The 18007-nt window shown below is 53.0% G+C and carries 19 protein-coding genes, 1 tRNA gene and 1 pseudogene; 2 read left to right on the top strand and 19 right to left on the bottom strand.

The window, feature by feature from the left end; genetic code table 11:
* Positions 1-36 precede the first annotated feature (36 nt).
* Positions 37-1359 carry a class II D-tagatose-bisphosphate aldolase, non-catalytic subunit gene (locus ACESSO_RS08860; protein ID WP_373164850.1) on the bottom strand — a complete coding sequence of 441 codons (1323 nt, stop codon included), beginning with the start codon at positions 1357-1359 and terminating at the stop codon, positions 37-39.
* A 222-nt stretch (positions 1360-1581) separates the two neighbouring features.
* Here ACESSO_RS08860 and fba point away from each other — a divergent pair, with 222 nt between their 5' ends.
* Positions 1582-2433 (top strand): class II fructose-1,6-bisphosphate aldolase, encoded by an 852-nt coding sequence (gene fba, locus ACESSO_RS08855; protein WP_373164688.1) that lies wholly within the window; start codon positions 1582-1584, stop codon positions 2431-2433.
* Positions 2434-2485: 52 nt separating this feature from the next.
* Here fba and ACESSO_RS08850 read toward each other — a convergent pair whose 3' ends face one another.
* The gene (locus tag ACESSO_RS08850; RefSeq protein WP_373164687.1) at positions 2486-3016 is read right to left on the bottom strand and encodes a hypothetical protein; all 531 of its coding nucleotides are present in this window, start codon (positions 3014-3016) and stop codon (positions 2486-2488) included.
* Positions 3009-4154 carry an N-acetylglucosamine-6-phosphate deacetylase gene (gene nagA / locus ACESSO_RS08845; protein WP_373164686.1) on the bottom strand — a complete coding sequence of 382 codons (1146 nt, stop codon included), beginning with the start codon at positions 4152-4154 and terminating at the stop codon, positions 3009-3011. Before nagA ends, ACESSO_RS08850 begins: the two co-directional genes overlap by 8 nt.
* Positions 4155-4337: 183 nt before the next feature.
* Between nagA and ACESSO_RS08840 the strand changes: the two genes are divergently transcribed.
* A complete protein-coding gene (locus tag ACESSO_RS08840) occupies positions 4338-5513 on the top strand; it encodes a helix-turn-helix domain-containing protein (RefSeq protein WP_373164685.1) in 1176 nt (391 codons plus the stop codon).
* Between the two features lie 22 nt (positions 5514-5535).
* On the opposite strand, the gene yajC is transcribed toward ACESSO_RS08840, so the two are convergent.
* From yajC to ACESSO_RS08760, 16 genes and pseudogenes are all read right to left on the bottom strand, one after another.
* Positions 5536-5811 (bottom strand): preprotein translocase subunit YajC, encoded by a 276-nt coding sequence (gene yajC / locus ACESSO_RS08835; RefSeq protein ID WP_373164684.1) that lies wholly within the window; start codon positions 5809-5811, stop codon positions 5536-5538.
* Positions 5812-6003: 192 nt separating this feature from the next.
* Positions 6004-7185: an SIS domain-containing protein gene (locus ACESSO_RS08830; protein ID WP_373164683.1), complete on the bottom strand. Its 1182-nt coding sequence runs from the start codon at positions 7183-7185 to the stop codon at positions 6004-6006.
* Between the two features lie 118 nt (positions 7186-7303).
* The gene (gene agaF / locus ACESSO_RS08825; RefSeq protein ID WP_373164682.1) at positions 7304-7732 is read right to left on the bottom strand and encodes a PTS galactosamine/N-acetylgalactosamine transporter subunit IIA; all 429 of its coding nucleotides are present in this window, start codon (positions 7730-7732) and stop codon (positions 7304-7306) included.
* A gap of 29 nt (positions 7733-7761) precedes the next feature.
* Positions 7762-8394 (bottom strand): hypothetical protein, encoded by a 633-nt coding sequence (locus ACESSO_RS08820; protein WP_373164681.1) that lies wholly within the window; start codon positions 8392-8394, stop codon positions 7762-7764.
* 174 nt (positions 8395-8568) lie between these two features.
* The gene (locus tag ACESSO_RS08815; protein ID WP_373164680.1) at positions 8569-9570 is read right to left on the bottom strand and encodes a PTS system mannose/fructose/sorbose family transporter subunit IID; all 1002 of its coding nucleotides are present in this window, start codon (positions 9568-9570) and stop codon (positions 8569-8571) included.
* Positions 9560-10384, bottom strand: a complete 825-nt coding sequence (locus ACESSO_RS08810; protein WP_302665337.1) for a PTS sugar transporter subunit IIC — start codon at positions 10382-10384, stop codon at positions 9560-9562. Before ACESSO_RS08810 ends, ACESSO_RS08815 begins: the two co-directional genes overlap by 11 nt.
* A gap of 34 nt (positions 10385-10418) precedes the next feature.
* A complete protein-coding gene (agaB, locus tag ACESSO_RS08805) occupies positions 10419-10895 on the bottom strand; it encodes a PTS galactosamine transporter subunit IIB (protein WP_297180465.1) in 477 nt (158 codons plus the stop codon).
* 389 nt (positions 10896-11284) lie between these two features.
* Positions 11285-11361: transfer RNA gene (locus tag ACESSO_RS08800), tRNA-Pro, on the bottom strand.
* An 86-nt stretch (positions 11362-11447) separates the two neighbouring features.
* A complete protein-coding gene (locus tag ACESSO_RS08795; protein WP_373164679.1) occupies positions 11448-12266 on the bottom strand; it encodes a purine-nucleoside phosphorylase in 819 nt (272 codons plus the stop codon).
* Positions 12267-12278: 12 nt separating this feature from the next.
* The gene (locus tag ACESSO_RS08790) at positions 12279-13565 is read right to left on the bottom strand and encodes an amidohydrolase (protein ID WP_373164678.1); all 1287 of its coding nucleotides are present in this window, start codon (positions 13563-13565) and stop codon (positions 12279-12281) included.
* A gap of 77 nt (positions 13566-13642) precedes the next feature.
* A pseudogene (locus ACESSO_RS08785) lies at positions 13643-13930 on the bottom strand (sigma-70 family RNA polymerase sigma factor); the annotation flags it as partial.
* A 143-nt stretch (positions 13931-14073) separates the two neighbouring features.
* Positions 14074-14565, bottom strand: coding sequence for an N-acetyltransferase family protein (locus ACESSO_RS08780; RefSeq protein WP_373164677.1), 492 nt, complete (start codon positions 14563-14565; stop codon positions 14074-14076).
* Between the two features lie 72 nt (positions 14566-14637).
* Positions 14638-15339 (bottom strand): RNA polymerase sporulation sigma factor SigE, encoded by a 702-nt coding sequence (gene sigE / locus ACESSO_RS08775; RefSeq protein ID WP_373164676.1) that lies wholly within the window; start codon positions 15337-15339, stop codon positions 14638-14640.
* A gap of 14 nt (positions 15340-15353) precedes the next feature.
* Positions 15354-16193, bottom strand: a complete 840-nt coding sequence (locus ACESSO_RS08770; RefSeq protein WP_373164675.1) for a sigma-E processing peptidase SpoIIGA — start codon at positions 16191-16193, stop codon at positions 15354-15356.
* A gap of 127 nt (positions 16194-16320) precedes the next feature.
* Complete coding sequence (locus tag ACESSO_RS08765) at positions 16321-17679, bottom strand: PFL family protein (RefSeq protein ID WP_373164848.1); 1359 nt, start codon at positions 17677-17679, stop codon at positions 16321-16323.
* A gap of 16 nt (positions 17680-17695) precedes the next feature.
* Positions 17696-17965 carry an ACT domain-containing protein gene (locus tag ACESSO_RS08760; RefSeq protein ID WP_373164674.1) on the bottom strand — a complete coding sequence of 90 codons (270 nt, stop codon included), beginning with the start codon at positions 17963-17965 and terminating at the stop codon, positions 17696-17698.
* Positions 17966-18007 lie beyond the last annotated feature (42 nt).

The raw sequence follows: 18007 nt of genomic DNA, 5'->3' as shown, positions 1-18007 counted from the left end.
ACGGCTTTCGCCGTCCCTTTTTGTTATCTCAAACGCTTACATCAATTCCTTCTGATGGGTTGCGTACAGATATTCGTCCATGGTATTGATGATACGGTCCTCGACCAGCGCAACCGGATCGTTCTCCAGCAGTCCTTCGCGCACCTTGGTGTACTGAATAGGCATGAACTGGCTGAGCAGATTGAGCGGAATACCCAGCTTGCGTAGATTGCCGATCAGGCGCTCCTTCGCCGCTTCCACGCCCGGGGTCGGCATATAGTAGCGGCAACGGTCGGAGAAGGAGAATTTGCGCTTCATGCGGATCTCCAATTCCGTGCCCTGATAGTGCTTCTTCCAGTGCTTGTCATCAGCGAGCATCGCCTCGTCAAGAGCCTCGATGAAGTGGCTCGGCTCGATATCCGTGCCGTAGAGCAGCTCCTGCTCGATATATGCCAGCGCGAACATGCCCTCGCGCATTGCAAACGTCAGCGCCGGACCAACCTTGAGGATACCTACGCCGTCCTCAACCAGCTCGCGCAGCTTGATTTTAGTCTGGTAGTCGGTCGAGTGGCCCTCAAACACAAGGTTCGGGAAGTCCTTAATCGACGCCATCAGCTCCGCTGCCTTGGCACGGTCGTACTCGGTGCAGCCGCTGTCCTTTTCTTCCACGCCCGGCTGAACCACAACCGCGATAACGTTGTTCCACGCCTCATCCAGACCTTCCTTGCGGAAAGCGTTCTCAAAAGTCGCAACCGTGTTCTTGAAGTCCTCCACACGGGTGACCTGCACGCCCTGATCCGCGCCGACCTGACCGCCCGGAATCGGCACCTCGCTGCCGACGATGTAAACCGGCGCAATGGCCTTCGGATCGCTCTCCAGCAGCTTATGATAGGTGTCCTCGGCCACACGCGCCAGACGCGCGCCACGGCGAGCAATCGTCTCATCGCTCAGGCGGGTATTCGGATCGTCATCCGCAACCTTCATACTGGTGTCGATATGAATTTTGGTAAAGCCCGCGCCGACATAGTGCCGGATGAGTTCCTCTGCATCTGCCATGGCTTCGGCTTCCGGCTTGCCTGCAAAGGTCAGCGGACCAAGATGATCGCCGCCGAGGAACAGCTTAGATCTATCAAAGCCAACCTTGTCCGCAAGACCCAGCACAAACTTCTTAAAATCCATCGGCTTCATGCCGGTATAACCGCCATTCTGGTCGCACTGGTTCGCGGTCGACTCAATCAGCACGCAGGAGCCGTCCGACAGACCGCGCTTGAGCGCCGCCTCAATAACATAACCATTCGCGCTGCATACCGAATAGATGCCGACGTTTTTGCCCTGCTTCTGGAGTTCTACCAACTTTTTCAGTGGATTGTAATTCATGATAATTCCTCCTCTTATTTTCAGCAATCCCGCGGCAAAACCACGCGGTCCTGCTTATATGGTAACATAATTTCTACTTTTCTGCTTTGGATTTGCAACAATAATTTCATTTTTACAGTAATCTGCCTCGCAGCGCATTATCCAAGGCTTTTCATCCGGATTCCCCTGTGGTAAAATAGATTCATCAAAACATCCCGCATTATGCAGGAGAAAGAGGGTTGGATTATGCCTTTGGTAACAACAGAAAAAATGCTGCTGGACGCACAGACCGGTCATTATGCCGTCGGCGCGTTCAATGTGGAAAACATGGAGATGGTCATGGCCGTCCTTCAGGCAGCGGAAGAGATGCGCTCCCCCGTCATCATGCAGACCACACCGTCCACCGTCAAGTATGCCGGTCTGGACTACTATCTGGCAATGGTAAAGGCGGCAGCCGCACGCACAGATGTACCGGTCGCCATGCACCTTGACCACGGCGACAGCTTTGAGCTTGCCATGCAGGCGCTGCGCACCGGCTATACGTCCATCATGATCGACGGCTCACACGATGCCTTCGAGGACAACATTGCACTGACCCGCCGCGTCGTCGAGGCCTGTGCCCCGTCCCGCATCAGCGTGGAAGCTGAGCTGGGCAAGGTCGGCGGCAAAGAGGATGACCTTGAAGGCGGCGACGGCAATCCGTTCACCGACCCACAGCAGGCCAAGGAATTTGTCGAGCGCACCGGCGTAAATTCTCTTGCGGTTGCCATCGGCACAGCGCACGGCCTGTATAAGGGCACGCCCAAGCTGGATTTCGAGCGTCTGAGCGCCATTCGTGAAGTTGTTTCCATCCCGCTGGTCCTGCATGGCGCATCCGGCGTGCCGGACGACGCAGTGCGCGAGTCCATCACCCGCGGCATCTGTAAGGTCAACTTTGCAACCGAGCTGCGTATCGCGTTCAGCGACGGTGTCAAGGAGTATCTCCGGAAAGACCCGGATGTATTTGACCCGAAGAAATACTGCAAAGTCGGTATTGCAAACGTTGTTGAAACGGTCAAGGGCAAAATCGCGATCTGCGGTTCCGCCGGCAAGGCCTGATTCCATCGTTTCGGATAAAAACCCATCGCCTGCGCGATGGGTTTTTTCTTTGTCACTTCATCCGGATCAGCGCCACGATATGCAGTACACAGAAATACGCACCCACGATGGCCAAACCCACGCTGAAGACCATCAGGCCAATGGAATACTGCTCCATATAGGCGTTAACCAGCACGAGCACCGCGAAAACAGCCCACAGCACAATAAGCGCCAGCACTTTTTCACGGCTTTTTCTGGCAATGATAGACTGAAGCGGCGTCAGGCGCCGTCCAAAATCCACGTCTGTGACTACATCCAGCTTTTTAAAGAACACCGCGCGGTAATAAATTTCCACCACCGCAAACAGCGCTACACCGGCAAGCGTCGCCTGCATCCAATTGAGGAACGTACCGGCGCACAAAATTGCCAAAAACAGGATAATGACCAACCGATTCTGGAAGAAAAGAATCTTCCCTTCGTTCTTCTTTTCAATCAGATAGCCTTGCTTGGTCAGACTGTCATAGTAAATCACACGTTTTTTCTTATCCGAATAAATATTCCGGCCAGAAAGCTGGGTATTAGGGATTTGCTGTTTCTTACTCATCTAACATTCCTTTTCCCTTGCAATAAGTCTGGAGCACGTTGTAATCGCGGTCAAGCACCACCAGATCCGCATCCAGGCCGACCTTGATCGCACCCTTGCGATCTTCGATACCGAGGCAGGCCGCCGGATTCTTGGTGCAAGCGTTGATGGCCGTGCTGACCGGCACCTGCGCCTCTTCAATCAGGATGCGCAAGCCCTTGTTGACGCACAGCGTCGAGCCTGCCAAACCGCCAGTCGAGGTCAGATGCGCACTGCCGTCGGGATAAATTTCAATCTCGTTGCCGCCAAACAGGAACTTCGATCCAATCGGCTTGCCCTTTGCCATCAGCGCATCGGTGACCAATACCGCGTGGTCTGCGCCCTTCTCGTGGAAGAACTGATTGAGCGCCGCAAGAGTTGAATGGTTGCCGTCGCAGATGACCTCACCATACATGCTGCGGATACGATAAGCCGCACCAACCAGACCGTTGGCACGATGGTTAAACGGCGTCATGCCGTTGTAAACATGGGTCATCGTGCGGGCGCCGTTGGCAACTGCCATCACTGCCTGCTCATAGGTCGCAGCAGAGTGTCCGATGCTGACGACCACGCCGTGCGCACTGCAGTAACGGGTCAATGCAAAATCCTCATCAGTTTCGGTCGCCATAGTGATATACTTGATGAGACCGTTCGCTGCTTCCTGATACTTTTTGAATTGCTCCACCGTAGGCTTGACGATATACTGCTCCGGCTGCGCACCCTTGTAAACCATGTCCAGATAGGGACCTTCAAAGTGCGCGCCCAGAATCTCCGCACCTTCATAGCCGTCGGCAACCACCTTGGCGACATTTTTCAGCGCCGCAGTCAGAACCTGCTCGCTCTGCGTAATCGTAGTCGGCAGGAATGTAGTGACGCCTTCCTGCACAATATTGCGCGCCCAGTAACGCAGACCTTCCTCTTCCGCATCATTGGTATCAAAACCATATGCGCCATGGCAATGCACATCGATAAAGCCCGGCAGAATACGCTCATTGCCGTAATCCTTATCAACCGGTTTAGTGCCATACGGATAAACGCCGGTGATTTTCCCGTCCTCTACCTCAATCTGTGCCGCGACAAACTGATCGGCAAACCAAACCTTTTTACTTTGAATAATCATTTTTTCTCCTCCTGCTATCCCATTGTACCCATGCGTTTTTTCACATACTACTGCGGTTTCGAGCGCGTTTTCCAGCGCTTTCATGCAGGTATGCTTGCAATTACCTCAAAAATATACTAAAATAGAAAGTAGATTTGTACTTACTGAAAGATATGCAAAGCAACAGACAATAGGGGATACGCCATGAATAATCAAGCTTTTTATGACAGTTTTCTCGAATTTGGATCGATTTATTATGAACCGATCGACTTAGAGAAACACCATCTTGCCTGTATGCAGTTTTTTACGCATACCAAAACAATGGAGCAGCTTTTCTGCTTTCCTTGCGAAGTATACATTGAATTGATCAGCGGGCTGGCTTCGATTGTGGTCGGCTCCCAGCCCGATCCTGTTGATCTAAAAACCTTTCCCATTCATCACTATTTGAAAATCAACCCCGGCGTCTGCTTCAATATTTTGCCGGTTTCCGATGAAGCAACCTATTATCTCCTTGCGCCGGAAAACCGCTATACCAAACTCACCATGCCGGAGCCGTATACCTTCCAGCTTAAACCAGTTCATTTCAATGTTCTGGAAATTCTGGATCACTATTATTTTAACGAAGAACAGGCCTATTGCTTCAACCGTGCAGGCCATGCATATTTTGAGTTGCTTTACGTACACAACGGTACGCTGACTGTAACCCTTGCCGACACAAGCTGCACACTGGCTGCGGGTGATCTCATCCTATGTAAACCGGACAGCGACCACGCCAAGCGGCTGGCCAAGGACAGTGCCTGCAACTACTTATCCATATCCTTTGATATGGAGCTTTCCGAATCGCAAATTCTTTTAAACCATGTATTCCATTGCACCAATGGTCTACGTGATGCACTCTACAAAATCATCGAAGAGCGCACAATGCATTCACCACATGCGCAAACGCTGATGCTTTGCCATTTGCAGGAAATCATTACACGCCTATGTCTGCTCTGCAGTGAGCTGGAGGAAGAACACAATCTGCTCAGTCTCAACCAGAACTCACAAAGCGATCTGCTTCAGCAGATTTTGGCATACATGGAAGAAAAGGTGACGGAACCTATTACCATCGAGCAAATCTGTCACAAATTTTTTATGTCCCGCACCTCGCTGCAGGCCTTGTTCAAAATGTATTTGCATAACTCCCCGAAAAACTATCTGCTCAATATCAAACTGCAAAAAAGTAAGGAGCTGATTCGGGAAAGCCAGTACACCATCAGCGAAATTGCCGATATGCTCGGTTTCAGCTCTATCCATTATTTCTCACGGCTGTTTAAAAAGTACTTTGAGCTTTCTCCCAGTGAATACGCAAAGGAAATTGCGGCCAGCGAGAACAACTGACCGCCCAACTGTGCGTTACTCCTTATTCTGCCGTCTGGATGCTGTAGCGGGAAATCTGAATGACAACGCCTTTGCTGACCTCCACGTCAATCAGATCATCCTTGATCTTTACAATCTTGCCGTAAATGCCTCCCGCAAACATGATGGATGCTCCAACTTTGATATCCGACTGCAGTTGTGCCATCCGCTCACGGCTTTTGCGCATATTGCGCGCCGACATAACGGAAACGACCAACGCCACCACGATCAGCAGCACAGCAATGGTTATACAGGTCCACAGGATTACTTCCCAATTCATATTGTTTTAAAACTCCTCGCATTTGGTATCATTCCCGTATGACACGGCAGACAAATGCAAACGGGGCGGCTGCGGCCGCCCCGTTTTCTTTGCTCATGCCGCACGGGTGAACGCATGATTCTACCACCATCTCCGCATAAACATGATGTTATCTCGGACGCGGCAGTCACGCTTCTTTTTCAACAAACTTCCTTACGCTCTGGTGTAGGGATACAGCGTAACACCCTTCACCACACGATTTACTTCGCCGGTCGGGCACGGGTTATCCGGAGTAATGCCCATCGACAGCGACTTAAGCACAGCCAGCGTCTGTGCAAACAGAATATAATTCAGACCAAGCAGCGCATTCTCGTTTTCATCTGCCAAGTCGTAAACCACCGTGTAATCCACAAGAGCCGCCACCGCATCATCCGGCTTGCTCATAACAGCCACAATTTTGTTACCCTTGCGCTGGCCGCTCATTTCCTTGACCAGATCCACTTCATACTGACGAGTGTATGCATTATCACTCAGGTAAACCACGGTGATCGTGTTGTCATCAATAATGGACTTGGGACCATGACGGAAGCCAAGCGGCGTGTCATACATCGTAACTACGCGGCCCGCAGTCAGCTCCAGCATCTTAAGCGCAGACTCCTGCGCAAAGCCCTTCAGGCAGTTGCTGCCCAGATATACGATGCGGTTGAAGTCGTATTCGTCCACAATCTTCTGCGCAATGCCATACTTGTTATCCAGAAAAGCCTGGCCGGTTGCCATGATCTTCTCCACCTTGGCAATCGTCTCATCCAGATCATCCAGATGGAAGCACAGCAACGTTGCCAGATACATGTTCGAGAAGCTGGAAGTCATTGCAAAGCTCTGGTCGTGTGTCTCTTCGGTCAGATTGATAGCGTAGCAGTTATCAGTTGTCGCCGCACGCTTGGACAGCGCGCCATCCTTGTTGCAGGTGACGAACAGATGATGGATATTGTCGCAAACTGCCTCGGCAGCATCAATCGCGCCGACAGACTCCGGCGAGTTGCCGGAACGGCCGAAGCTGATAAGCAGCGTGGGCTTGGTGCGGGACAAGTATGCCTCCGGCGTTGCAACGATATCGGTTGTGCCATAGGACTTGACCTTATAGTTCAGCTTGCTGGTCAGCGCCGGGAACAGTGCGTTACCCACAAACTCACTGGTGCCGGCACCAGTCAGAATGACATCAAAATCCTCACAGGTGATGACCTGATCGATAAACTGTTTCAGCTCATCCTTGTGCGCTTTGATCTGCGCACAGGTCTTTTTCCATGTTGCCGGCTGCTGATAAATCTCGCTGAGCGTAAAGGTGGACATAGTCTCCTTCATCTTATCTGCAGTGACATCAAAAATCTTGTTCATTTTCTTTTTTCTCCTTTCGGGCCCGCCCTGCGTATCCCTTATGCGCATGGCAGGTCATGACCCAAAATGTTTTTTATGTGTGCAAGGGGAAAAGCAAGTATCCTGACAAACGGTATCTTCAAATACCGTCGTCCGACTCCTGCTGCTCAACCTTCTTAAATTCGTACCTAACAACCTGCTCCTTACCGGTTTCCAATGCGGTCTGCGTCAGCGTCTCCAAATCATCAATAAATTTGCGCGACATCGCAATTTCCACCATCATCGGCAGGTTCGTGCCCGCAATGACATTTACATTGCCGCGCGGAAAACCAACCTCAACCGCCGTCTTGAACGGAGTGCCACCCGGCAGGTCGGAGAATACCAAAATCCCTTCGCAATCCTTTAGTTCGTCCATTGCCTTGGTCAGTTCCCGCGACAGGTCCTCCAGACTGTATTCCGGCAGGAAATCCACATATTTATAGTTTTCCTGCTCGCCGGCAATCAAATTGAGCGAGCTTGTCAGTCCGGAACCGAAATTCGCGTGTCCAGTTACCAGTAATCCGATCATTGTTCTTCTCCTATCTCCATCATATTGTTTCAGCGGCGGCGTGCTTGCGCACGCATTCCTTCCTGTATGTCCTCCGGCTGTCCTAACCGCTTCAGGCTCTCTCGTATCGCGGGGATATAAATAGCCTTCGGCGGAAAACACACCTTTGCACTTCGGTAATTAATTCCTGCGTTTTCCTCGTCACCAAGATATTCATACTGTCTGGCAATCATGTAGAGGATTACGCCCAAACGAAAACCATAATACTGTTTTGCATCGATCTGCGCATCCATCGTTTCAATCAGATCGCTGCGCTTATTAATTACAACCTCATAGGCCTGTTCTGTATACCGTATGAGTTTCTCGTCCCCGGTCTGCCGAATCGCCTCCAAAAGCCAATCCACATATCTTTTGTTTTCTTTCAAAAGGAACGTGTGAAAGTATTGCTCCAGAAAACTTTTCTTATCCGCTGGATTTTTATACGTTGCCGCAATCATGTGCTGCAGCATCTCCTCAAACCGCGTAATATCCTGTGCCAAATACAGAGCACGCAGCTTATATAGATCACACGTATATTCACCCAGCAGCCTGCGGGACATCGGCATATCTGCCAGTTTCTCCACTGTTTCATAATCCTTGCGTCCAAGGCTGCCGTTCAGCTGCCGGAGCTGAAAATTTTTCATCACCTGAACGCCTATATAACAGGCAAACAGAAGAAATATGACCGACGCCGTAATTGCACTCACACAAACACCTGATTTCTTGCATTTCAATCAATAGGGGGAAATGATCCCAATCGCCATCTCCCCCTATCTCATTAGCTTGCCGAAGCACACACTTCGACAAATTGTTCTATTTTATTCGGGCATGGTAACCGTCACACCGGACTGCTGCAGCTCGGTAACAACCGAGGTCAGAGCATCCCAAGCCTGCTGGCCGGTCTTTTCAGCCGGAGCGGGTTCCGGATAATCATACCACTCGACCAGCGGATTGTAGCCGCCGGGGATGGTATTGCCGTCAGCGTCCATCGCCTGCGAGTTACCGGTCCAGATGCCGAACGCACAGCCTACGATACCGCAAACCAGAATGAGCAGGATGCACTTAACCGGCGTCCAGCCCTTCTTGATGAGGGCATACAGAGCGAGGGTGATCAGCAGCGGGATCAGCTTGGGCAGAATGCCGTCAAGCAGAGACTGAATGTTGATCTGGGTATCGCCAACGATCATACGAACGGTGGTACCGCCGTAGTTTGCGATAAGGCCGCCGACTACAAATACGCCGAGGATGCTCGCCGCACGGGTGAACTCCTTCGCACTCGAGGTCAGCATGGTAACTGCCTTGGTGCCCAGACCATAAGACCAGTACATCAGGCCGAAACGAACGGCAAACTGCACTGCGTTAAAGATAATCAGGAACAGGATTGCACCGAGAATATTGCCCTGCAGAGCGATATTCGCGGTCAGGCCTGCAGTGATCGGAACCAGTGTCAACCAGAACAGCGCGTCACCGATGCCACCGAGCGGGCCGGCAGCAGAAATACGTACAGAACGGATCGTCTGGGTATCAGCCTTGTTCTGCTCGAGCGAAAGCACAATGCCCATAACGAACGTTACGAGGAACGGATGGGTATTCAGGAAGTCCAGGTTATGTGCCATGGAAGCCTTGAGGTCTTCCTTGTTGGTGTGGATCTTCTGAAGGCCGGGGAGCATGCCCCACAGCCAGCCGCAAGCCTGCATTCTCTCGTAGTTGAAGGACGCCTGCAGGAAGCAGGACAGCCAAACCATCTTATTCAGGGTCTTTTTGTCCAGCTGCGGAGCCGGTGTCAGATCCTGATATTTCTCGGGAATATTATATGCCATCCGAGTCACCTCCCATGTTGCCAGCGCCAGCGTTCGCCTTGATCTTCGTGTTGATCGAGAAGTCATAGATCGCGATTGCAGCGCCTACGAATGCGCACAGAATGAGGGTTGCGCCAGAGGTGGAGGCGTTAGCAGCGCACAGCAGAGCCATAGCAAAGCCTGCCAGCAGGAAGCCCCACATCTCGTTGGACATCATAACCTTCATCAGAATTGCGAAGCCGACAAACTTCATCGCGCCGCCAGCAGCGTCGAGGCCTGCCATGACCCAAGAGAACTGGAAGGACAGGTCCTGCAGAGTCTGGCCAAGAGCGGAGCCGCCGTACAGACCGGCAACAGCCAGCAGGCCAAACAACGCACCGAGGATCGCCATTTCCATGAAGTTGATGTTGCGGATACCCTTAACATCTGCGTTCTCTGCGCACTTGTCAGCCTTAGCCATCATACCGGACATGATGGTGAAGGTCAGAGTAACAGCGTACTGACCGAATACCGCAAACGGAATTGCCAGACCCAGCGCAGCGCCAACGCCTTCAGGCGTAGCTTCCATGCCGAGCGAAACTGCGAATACGGTAGCCATGATGCCGCCGAGGATTGCATTGGGGGGCTGAGCGCCGCCGATCGGCATAGAGCCGATCTGAATGAGCTGATAAGAACCGCCGACAACTACGCCAAGCTCAAAGTTGCCAAGGATGGCACCGATGATCGGGCAGGTTACGATCGGCTGATACAAAGATTCCAGGAAGCTGAACTGGTCGATACCCATGATAAAGGCTACCACAAAGACCAAGATCGCCTGGATGATGGTAATTTCCATTACTTACTCCTTTCCAGGTGCTTTCGGGTAAATATCATTTAAACAGTTTTTCGATATTCTCCGCGGGCGTATCCGGAACTCTCTTAATTTCGAGCTCCACACCCAGCTCCTGCAGCTTTTTAAAGCATGCTACATCATCGTCGTTTACTGCGACGGAAGTTGCAACCTGACGTTTCCCATCCGCCATATGCATATTTCCAATGTTCACCTTTTTAATCGGTACGCCGCCTTCAACCAGTTTCAGGACATCCTGCGGCGTTTCGCAAATGATTGCGATATGCTGATTCGGCGATGCCTTACCGATGATGTTGATGGTCTTCTCAATCGAGAAGAAGCGGGTCTGCGCATAAGACGGCGCAGCCATGTTCATCAGTCCCTGACGGAACTCATCAGTCGATACAGCATCGTTTGCAACAAGCAGCAGATTGGCCCCGACAACGCCGCACCACTGGGTAGCGACCTGTCCATGGATAAGACGGTTGTCGATTCTAGTTAATACAATATCTGGCATAAACCTTCCCCTTTCTCCAGTTTTTGCATTGGCCGTGTTGACTAATTCCCCTCTCTTTCACAAAGCGGAAACATTTCATCTGGGAATGATGAAATGCATCCTCTAAACTACAATTTTTATTCTACCAGAAAAGTGTTTTAATGAATTTGCACTTTTTATCCGTTTTTTTGCATTTTTGATTTGGTCATTTTACCCAAAATGCACAGGACACTTGTCTCCATCTCGAGGACACTGTACATTTTCGTCTTTCCAGGCTGGATTATTGCACAAAATAAGTTAAAATGTTAACAATCTTCTCGTCCTATCTTGTTCAAACAACCGATTCATCGAGCATTTCATGTTAAAAAATGCAAAAAAGGTCGCCGGCATATACCGGCGACCTTTTTTGATGGTCGAGGTGACAGGATTTGAACCTGCGGCCTCTTCGTCCCGAACGAAGCGCTCTACCAAGCTGAGCCACACCTCGGATTCGCTGTCACTTTGCATTCAATCGTGACAGCTTTTATATTATATCGCGCAGTTCCTTTTCTGTCAACACTTTTTTCGATTTTTTTAGATTTTTTCTATGAGTGCTGTAATCAGCCGTCGGAAGTCCGTTCCGCGCCGCGCAGCAATCTCGTTTACCTCCGCACCGGAAAGCGGCTGCATCAGCACACCTGCCGCCATATTGGTGATCATTGCCACCGCAACCACCGGCAAACCGCAGTGCGCTGCCGCAATGACTTCAAATACAGTAGACATGCCGACCGCATCCGCACCCAGCGCGCGAAATGCACGAATCTCCGCCGGTGTTTCAAACTGCGGTCCGTTGACCCCACAGTATACACCGCGGCGCAGCACCAGTCCACATGCATCGGCTGCCGCCTGCGCTTTATCCCGCAGCGCGGGTGCATAGGCAAAGGTCATGTCCGGAAAGCGCGTGCCGAGCTGAGCATCGTTCTCTCCGGTCAGCGGACTTTTACCCGTCATATTGATATGATCCTCGATCAGCATAAAGTCTCCAACCGAAAAACCGGTGTTAATGCCGCCGGAAGCGTTGGTCAGAATGAGCGCTTGCACGCCCAGCGCATGCATCACATATACCGGATATGCAATTTCATCCGGCGCGTAGCCCTCATAGCCATGCAGCCGTCCCTGCATGCAGATAACACGCCTGCCCGCGAGCATGCCGCAAACCAACCGCCCCGCATGATCGGGTGCGGTCGAAATGCGGAAATGCGGAATTTCCGCATAGGCGATAATAACGGTATCTTGCAGTTGTTCGGCCAGCGGCCCAAGCCCGGAACCCAGCACCAGCCCGATCTCGGGTATAAACGGAAGCCGCGAACGCAGATAAGCCGCGGATTCCTCCACTTGCTGCTTGGTATTCATTTGTCTCCCCCCTTACAGTCGACGGATGATCTCGTCCGTGCAGCGCTGCGTTTCCGCCTTGACTCGCTCAATGTCAATCGTAGTATAAGCGCCATCACGGTACAACACCTCACCGTCCACCATGGTCAGCTTGACATCCGCCCCCTGCGCCGCATATACCACATTGCACGCCGCATCGGTCATAGGAGTAAACTGCGGCGTGTCCGTGTCAATCACGCACAAGTCTGCCTGGCAGCCAACGCGCAGCAAACCGCTGTCTTCTCTGCCCTGCGACAGTGCACCCGCACGCGTTGCCGCATACAGCGCCTGTGCCGGCGTAATCAGCGTCGAGTCACGGTAATACCCTTTATATACCACGCCGAACAGATACACGTCCTGCAAAATATTCAGGTTGTTGTTGGACGCTGCGCCGTCTGTGCCGAGCGCGATGTTAATACCCATATCGAGCATCTTCGGAATATTCGCATAGCCGGATGCCAGCTTGAGATTGCTCGCCGGGCAGCATGCCACCGTCACGCCATGCGAACGGAGAATCTCAAAGTCCTCCCCTTCCAGCCAAACGCAATGCGCTGCCGTCGTCGGCACATCAAACACGCCGCGCGCCTGCATGTATGCCGCAGGCGTCATGCCGTGACGCTGCTTACACTCTTCATGCTCGGCCTGTGTCTCGGACAAATGGATATGCATGCGCGCGCCGTTCGCTTTGGCGTGCGCGGCAACCGCTTCGACCACCTTAGGGGTTGAGGTGTACTCTCCATGGATGCACAGGTCGCCAATCAAGCGGCCATCCCCTGCCCCATTCCATTCACCCAGCAGACGCAGATTATCCTGATAAGCCGCCGTCTGCTCGTAAGTACTGTCGTCAAACACCGTCAGCCCGCGGCTGAGGTTACACTTGATTTTGCTCTCCAAAATGGCCTTTGTCATGCCGTCGAGGAAAAAGTACATGTCGGAAAACGATACCGTGCCGCTTGCCAGCATTTCCGCAATGGCCAGCTGGGTAGCATAATAAGCTGCCTCATCGCTCAGCTGATCCTCAAAAGGAAACACGCGCTCATTAAGCCAGCGCTGCAGCGGCAGGTTTTCCGCATAGCCGCGCAGCAGCGTCATCGGCGCATGGCTATGCACATTATAGAAGCCCGGCAGCAGCAGGCGGTGACGTCCATCATAGCGCTCACCGTAGTCCTCCTGCGGCTCCACCTCTCCTATGTACGCAATACAGCCGTCTTTTACGCCAACATATTGTCCGCGCCGGAGCGCAAAGTTCTCATCCAAAAGGTCAATATTGCAGAATAACATTTGTTTCTCCTTTGTCTTTCTCTCAGGGCTTCACAGTCTCTTCTTTTCTACTTGGAGGGTTTTCCCCAATACACGTTCATCGGCACGGCATAGGTGGAAAAACGCACGCCAAGCTCGGTATTAAAGTGGTCGATAGATTTCATTAAACCAATGCAGCCCACCTGAAACAGGTCATCCGGTGATTCACCGCGCCCTTGAAACCGCTGAATCACCGACAGCACCAGCCGAAGATTGCCGCGAATCAGCTCATCCCGCGCCTGCTTGTCGCCTTTACCGGCACGCACCAGCAATTCGTCCGTTTTTGCCGCCGACAACGTCGGCAACCCCGATGTATTCACCCCGCAAATCTCTACTTTGGTTTGCATGGAAAAGTCCCTCCCGTCCTGCACACCCGATGTGCGTCTATCAGGATTTTCCCCTGCGGACGGGCCGAATATACCGACGAAATATTTTGCCGAACGTCATGTTTCGACACACTTTTTCCCGTTTATGTGCTTTATGGCGTGTCTTACAGCAAATGATAATGCGGGATGATATCCTCAAACGTGCCATCCTTCATACGGAAGCCGCCCGGAATGACGCCTAGCTGCTGAAAACCCAGTTTTTTATACAGCCGGAGCGCAGGCTCATTGGTTTTGACCACAGCATTGAACTGCAAAATACCAAACCCCAGTTCTTTTGCCTTACTCATGCAATGCCGTACCAGTTTTTCCCCGATATGCTGCCCGCGCAGACTGCCCTTGACCGCATAGCTTGCGTTGCAGATATGCCCGCACCGCCCGACGTTGTTCGGATGCAGAATGTACAGTCCAAAGATTTCGCCGCTTTCCATGTCATACGCAATGCCCGTAAAGGACTGCACAGAAAAAAATGCATGGCCGCTTTGCGCATCCAGCAGCTCGGTTTGCGGAAAAGCGACGCCGTCCTCCACGACCTCATTCCAAACCGCAGCCGCCGCCTGCGCATCCTGCTGCATGTACTGTCTGATTTCCACCTGCATGGCACACACGCTCCCACTCGTTTTTGCGGTTCTATTGTACCGCATTTTATTCGTGCATGCAAGCGCCGCCGTCTATGCGAAGTTCTTTAGAATATCCTTACGCATACGCGCAATGATGCGTTTTTCCAGTCGGGATATATAGCTTTGCGAAATGCCCAGCAGCTCCGCGACCTCTTTCTGCGTCATGGATTCCGGCAATCCCAGTCCAAAGCGCAGCGAGATAATCTGCCGTTCGCGTGCAGGCAGACGCTCGAGCGCGTGATGCACCAGCATGCGGTCGACATCGTCCTCGATCGGGCGCATGACGCTGTCCGGCTCAGTGCCGAGGATATCACTGAGCAGCAGCTCATTCCCATCCCAGTCCGAGGACAGCGGCTCGTCAAACGACACCTCGGTGCGCCGTCCCGCCAGCTTGCGCAGATGCATCAGAATCTCGTTTTCAATACAGCGCGAAGCATAGGTTGCCAGCTTCACATTTTTATCGCTTCGATACGTGCCGACTGCCTTAATCAGCCCAATCGTGCCAATCGAGATCAAGTCCTCCGTACTCACCGCCGCAGATTCAAATTTGCGTGCGAGAAACACCACCAGCCGCAGGTTATGCTCAATCAGCTTGTTACGCGCCTGCTCATCCCCCGCCTGACAGGCCTCGACCGCCGCCTGCTCCTCCTCCGGCGAGAGCGGCGGCGGCAGCACCTCGCTGCCGCCGATATAATAAACTGCACGCCGTTTCCATAGCCGCGCAAGCGCCTGCATAATCCATTTCAGTATCATATGTATTCTTCCTTTCAAACCCCAATCAGCCCATCATACGCTCCCTGACCAATACCATCCGGTCCAATAGCACACACGCAGTCAAGCGTTGTCCCATCTGCGCGGCATACACTGTCCGGTCGGAAATACAGCAGCAGCCCACTCTCCACACCAACCGCCCGGTACGGCAGCAGTCCGAACCGACTTGCCGTTTCCGACGGCAGCGCAGCCAGACATGCGGCAGCATCCTTTGTTTGTGTCCACCCCCGTTTTATTTCTTCGTCCAGCAGACTGCATGCCGCCTCTCTCCCCAGCACCAGCACCGGACGACCGGATACCGGTTCGACCAAGCCGTTTCCCGTGTCGTGCAGCAAACGCACCTCACGCTCACGTCCGTCAAATCGGACAGTCAACCGCTCGACCTCGCGCCGCAGCGGGCCATGCAATGCGTCTCCGCGCAGCAATACTCCGCTGAGCGCGTACCCGGCGGCGGCGGCAAGCAGCAGTACGCGAAACGGTACGGCAATGTAATATCCCGCGCCGAACAGCAGTTTTCGTCCGGTTGCCGCGCCAAGCGCCGCCGCCAGTCCTGCAAAGGATGCCGCAACCACAAAATACAGTGCGCACACCCTTCCAAAGGCCGGTTTTCCACCGAATGCGGCGGCGCACATACCAATTCCGGCAAGCACACGCAGCGGCAGCGCCGCCAAAACCGGCAGAACAGCCGCCAATACCGCATACCCGCCGCCCAGTACCGCCGCGGCTAACCATCGAACCCGTCCGGCACGCACACCGCCAAGCGCTGCCGCCGCGAGCAGACTCGCGCCGTCCATCAGCACGTTGACCGCAAACAGCACATCCAGATATACAACCATAGACCACCTCCGCCGACCTACATCTTATCACAATACGCGCACATTATTTGCCGAATGCGCACCGTGCCGCACACGCAAAAAGGCCGCACACCGGTTTAGTCCGATGTGCGGCCTTGAAAAGCCATATTCAGTTCTTGAGGCTCTGGATAGGAGCCGGAATGCGGCCACCGCGATGAATAAACTTCGCCGGCGAACCGGTTCCAATCGGCATGATGGGTGCAGAACCCAGCAGTCCGCCGAATTCGACCATATCGCCCACCTTTTTGCCGATGGCAGGAATCACACGCACAGCGGTCGTCTTGGAGTTGACCACGCCGATGGCGATTTCGTCTGCAATCAGACCGGAGATGACCTCGGCAGTGGTATCGCCCGGCACCGCAACCATGTCGATACCGACCGAGCAGACCGCAGTCATCGCTTCGAGCTTCTCAAGCGTCAGCGCGCCGGAAGCTGCCGCTGCAATCATACCCTCATCCTCAGAGACAGGGATGAACGCGCCCGACAGGCCGCCAACCGACGAGGACGCCATGACGCCGCCCTTCTTGACCGCGTCGTTGAGCATGGCGAGAATGGCAGTTGTGCCGCAGCTGCCGCAGACCTCCAGACCGACTTCCTCCAGAATGCGTGCAACCGAGTCGCCGATTGCGGGAGTCGGCGCAAGAGACAAGTCGACAATGCCGAACGGTACACCCAGCCGCTCACTGGCAATCGCACCGACAAGCTGACCCATTCGCGTAATCTTGAACGCGGTCTTTTTGATAACCTCAGCTACCTCATTAATGGAGCAGTCACCCGCGCGGCGGATAGCCGACTGCACCACGCCCGGACCGGAAACGCCGACATTGATAACGGTCTCCGGCTCACCGATGCCGTGGAATGCGCCCGCCATAAACGGGTTGTCATCCACCGCGTTGGCGAACACAACGAGCTTGGAGCAGCCCATCGAATCGTTGTCCTTCGTCAGTTCTGCGGTCTGCTTGATGATGCGGCCCATCAGTCCGATGGCGTCCAGATTGACACCCGCCTTGGTAGACGCAACATTGACCGACGAGCAGACCAGATTGGTCTCGGCCAACGCCTCAGGGATGGAGTTTATTAGGATTTCGTCACCCTTGGCAAAGCCCTTTTGCACCAGCGCGGAAAAGCCGCCGACAAAGTTCACGCCGGTTGCACTTGCCGCGCGATCAAGCGCCTTGGCAAGCGGCACATAGCTGTTTGCATTCGTCACCGCGCCAATCATGGCGATAGGCGTGACCGAAATACGCTTGTTGATGATCGGAATGCCGAGTTCCCGCTCGATCTGTTCGCCCGTGGAAACCAGCTTTTCCGCGCGGCGGGTGATCTTGTCATACACCTTATCCGCCAGCACATTGATATCGTCGCTGGCCAGATCACGCAGCGAAATACCCATGGTGATGGTACGGATATCAAGGTGTTCCTCTTCGATCATCTTGATGGTTTCCAGAATGTCCTTGGTATTGATCATTGACATGGACGGCACCTCAAATCTTGTGCATCGCGTCGAAGATATCCTCGTGCATGGTGTGAATTTTCATGCCGAGCGCTTCGCCGTCCTTATCCAGAACATCAGCCAACTGGGTGAAGTCCACCGTACACTTGTCGATATTGACCAGCATGACCATGGCGAACATATCCTCCATGACATTCTGCGAAATATCAACAATGTTGACCTCATGCTTGTACAGAGTTTCGGAAATTCTGGCAATAATGCCGGTGCGGTCTTTACCGACCACCGTGATGACTGCGCGCATACTTTTTCCTCCGATTTATATATTTTTTTGGAATAACAAACT

Source organism: Agathobaculum sp. Marseille-P7918, assembly GCF_964248325.1.
In the GTDB taxonomy this organism is placed as follows: Bacteria; Bacillota; Clostridia; order Oscillospirales; family Butyricicoccaceae; genus Agathobaculum.
This window is presented reverse-complemented; position numbering and strand designations above follow the sequence as displayed.

Excerpts from the sequence above, each read along its gene's own strand:
- fba (WP_373164688.1), top strand. The coding sequence starts at position 1,582 with ATGCCTTTGGTAACAACAGAAAAAATGCTGCTGGACGCACAGACCGGT.
- ACESSO_RS08850 (WP_373164687.1), bottom strand. The coding sequence starts at position 3,016 with ATGAGTAAGAAACAGCAAATCCCTAATACCCAGCTTTCTGGCCGGAAT.
- nagA (WP_373164686.1), bottom strand. The coding sequence starts at position 4,154 with ATGATTATTCAAAGTAAAAAGGTTTGGTTTGCCGATCAGTTTGTCGCG.
- ACESSO_RS08840 (WP_373164685.1), top strand. The coding sequence starts at position 4,338 with ATGAATAATCAAGCTTTTTATGACAGTTTTCTCGAATTTGGATCGATT.
- yajC (WP_373164684.1), bottom strand. The coding sequence starts at position 5,811 with ATGAATTGGGAAGTAATCCTGTGGACCTGTATAACCATTGCTGTGCTG.
- ACESSO_RS08830 (WP_373164683.1), bottom strand. The coding sequence starts at position 7,185 with ATGAACAAGATTTTTGATGTCACTGCAGATAAGATGAAGGAGACTATG.
- agaF (WP_373164682.1), bottom strand. The coding sequence starts at position 7,732 with ATGATCGGATTACTGGTAACTGGACACGCGAATTTCGGTTCCGGACTG.
- ACESSO_RS08820 (WP_373164681.1), bottom strand. The coding sequence starts at position 8,394 with ATGAAAAATTTTCAGCTCCGGCAGCTGAACGGCAGCCTTGGACGCAAG.
- ACESSO_RS08815 (WP_373164680.1), bottom strand. The coding sequence starts at position 9,570 with ATGGCATATAATATTCCCGAGAAATATCAGGATCTGACACCGGCTCCG.
- ACESSO_RS08810 (WP_302665337.1), bottom strand. The coding sequence starts at position 10,384 with ATGGAAATTACCATCATCCAGGCGATCTTGGTCTTTGTGGTAGCCTTT.
- agaB (WP_297180465.1), bottom strand. The coding sequence starts at position 10,895 with ATGCCAGATATTGTATTAACTAGAATCGACAACCGTCTTATCCATGGA.
- ACESSO_RS08795 (WP_373164679.1), bottom strand. The coding sequence starts at position 12,266 with ATGAATACCAAGCAGCAAGTGGAGGAATCCGCGGCTTATCTGCGTTCG.
- ACESSO_RS08790 (WP_373164678.1), bottom strand. The coding sequence starts at position 13,565 with ATGTTATTCTGCAATATTGACCTTTTGGATGAGAACTTTGCGCTCCGG.
- ACESSO_RS08780 (WP_373164677.1), bottom strand. The coding sequence starts at position 14,565 with ATGCAGGTGGAAATCAGACAGTACATGCAGCAGGATGCGCAGGCGGCG.
- sigE (WP_373164676.1), bottom strand. The coding sequence starts at position 15,339 with ATGATACTGAAATGGATTATGCAGGCGCTTGCGCGGCTATGGAAACGG.
- ACESSO_RS08770 (WP_373164675.1), bottom strand. The coding sequence starts at position 16,193 with ATGGTTGTATATCTGGATGTGCTGTTTGCGGTCAACGTGCTGATGGAC.
- ACESSO_RS08765 (WP_373164848.1), bottom strand. The coding sequence starts at position 17,679 with ATGATCAATACCAAGGACATTCTGGAAACCATCAAGATGATCGAAGAG.
- ACESSO_RS08760 (WP_373164674.1), bottom strand. The coding sequence starts at position 17,965 with ATGCGCGCAGTCATCACGGTGGTCGGTAAAGACCGCACCGGCATTATT.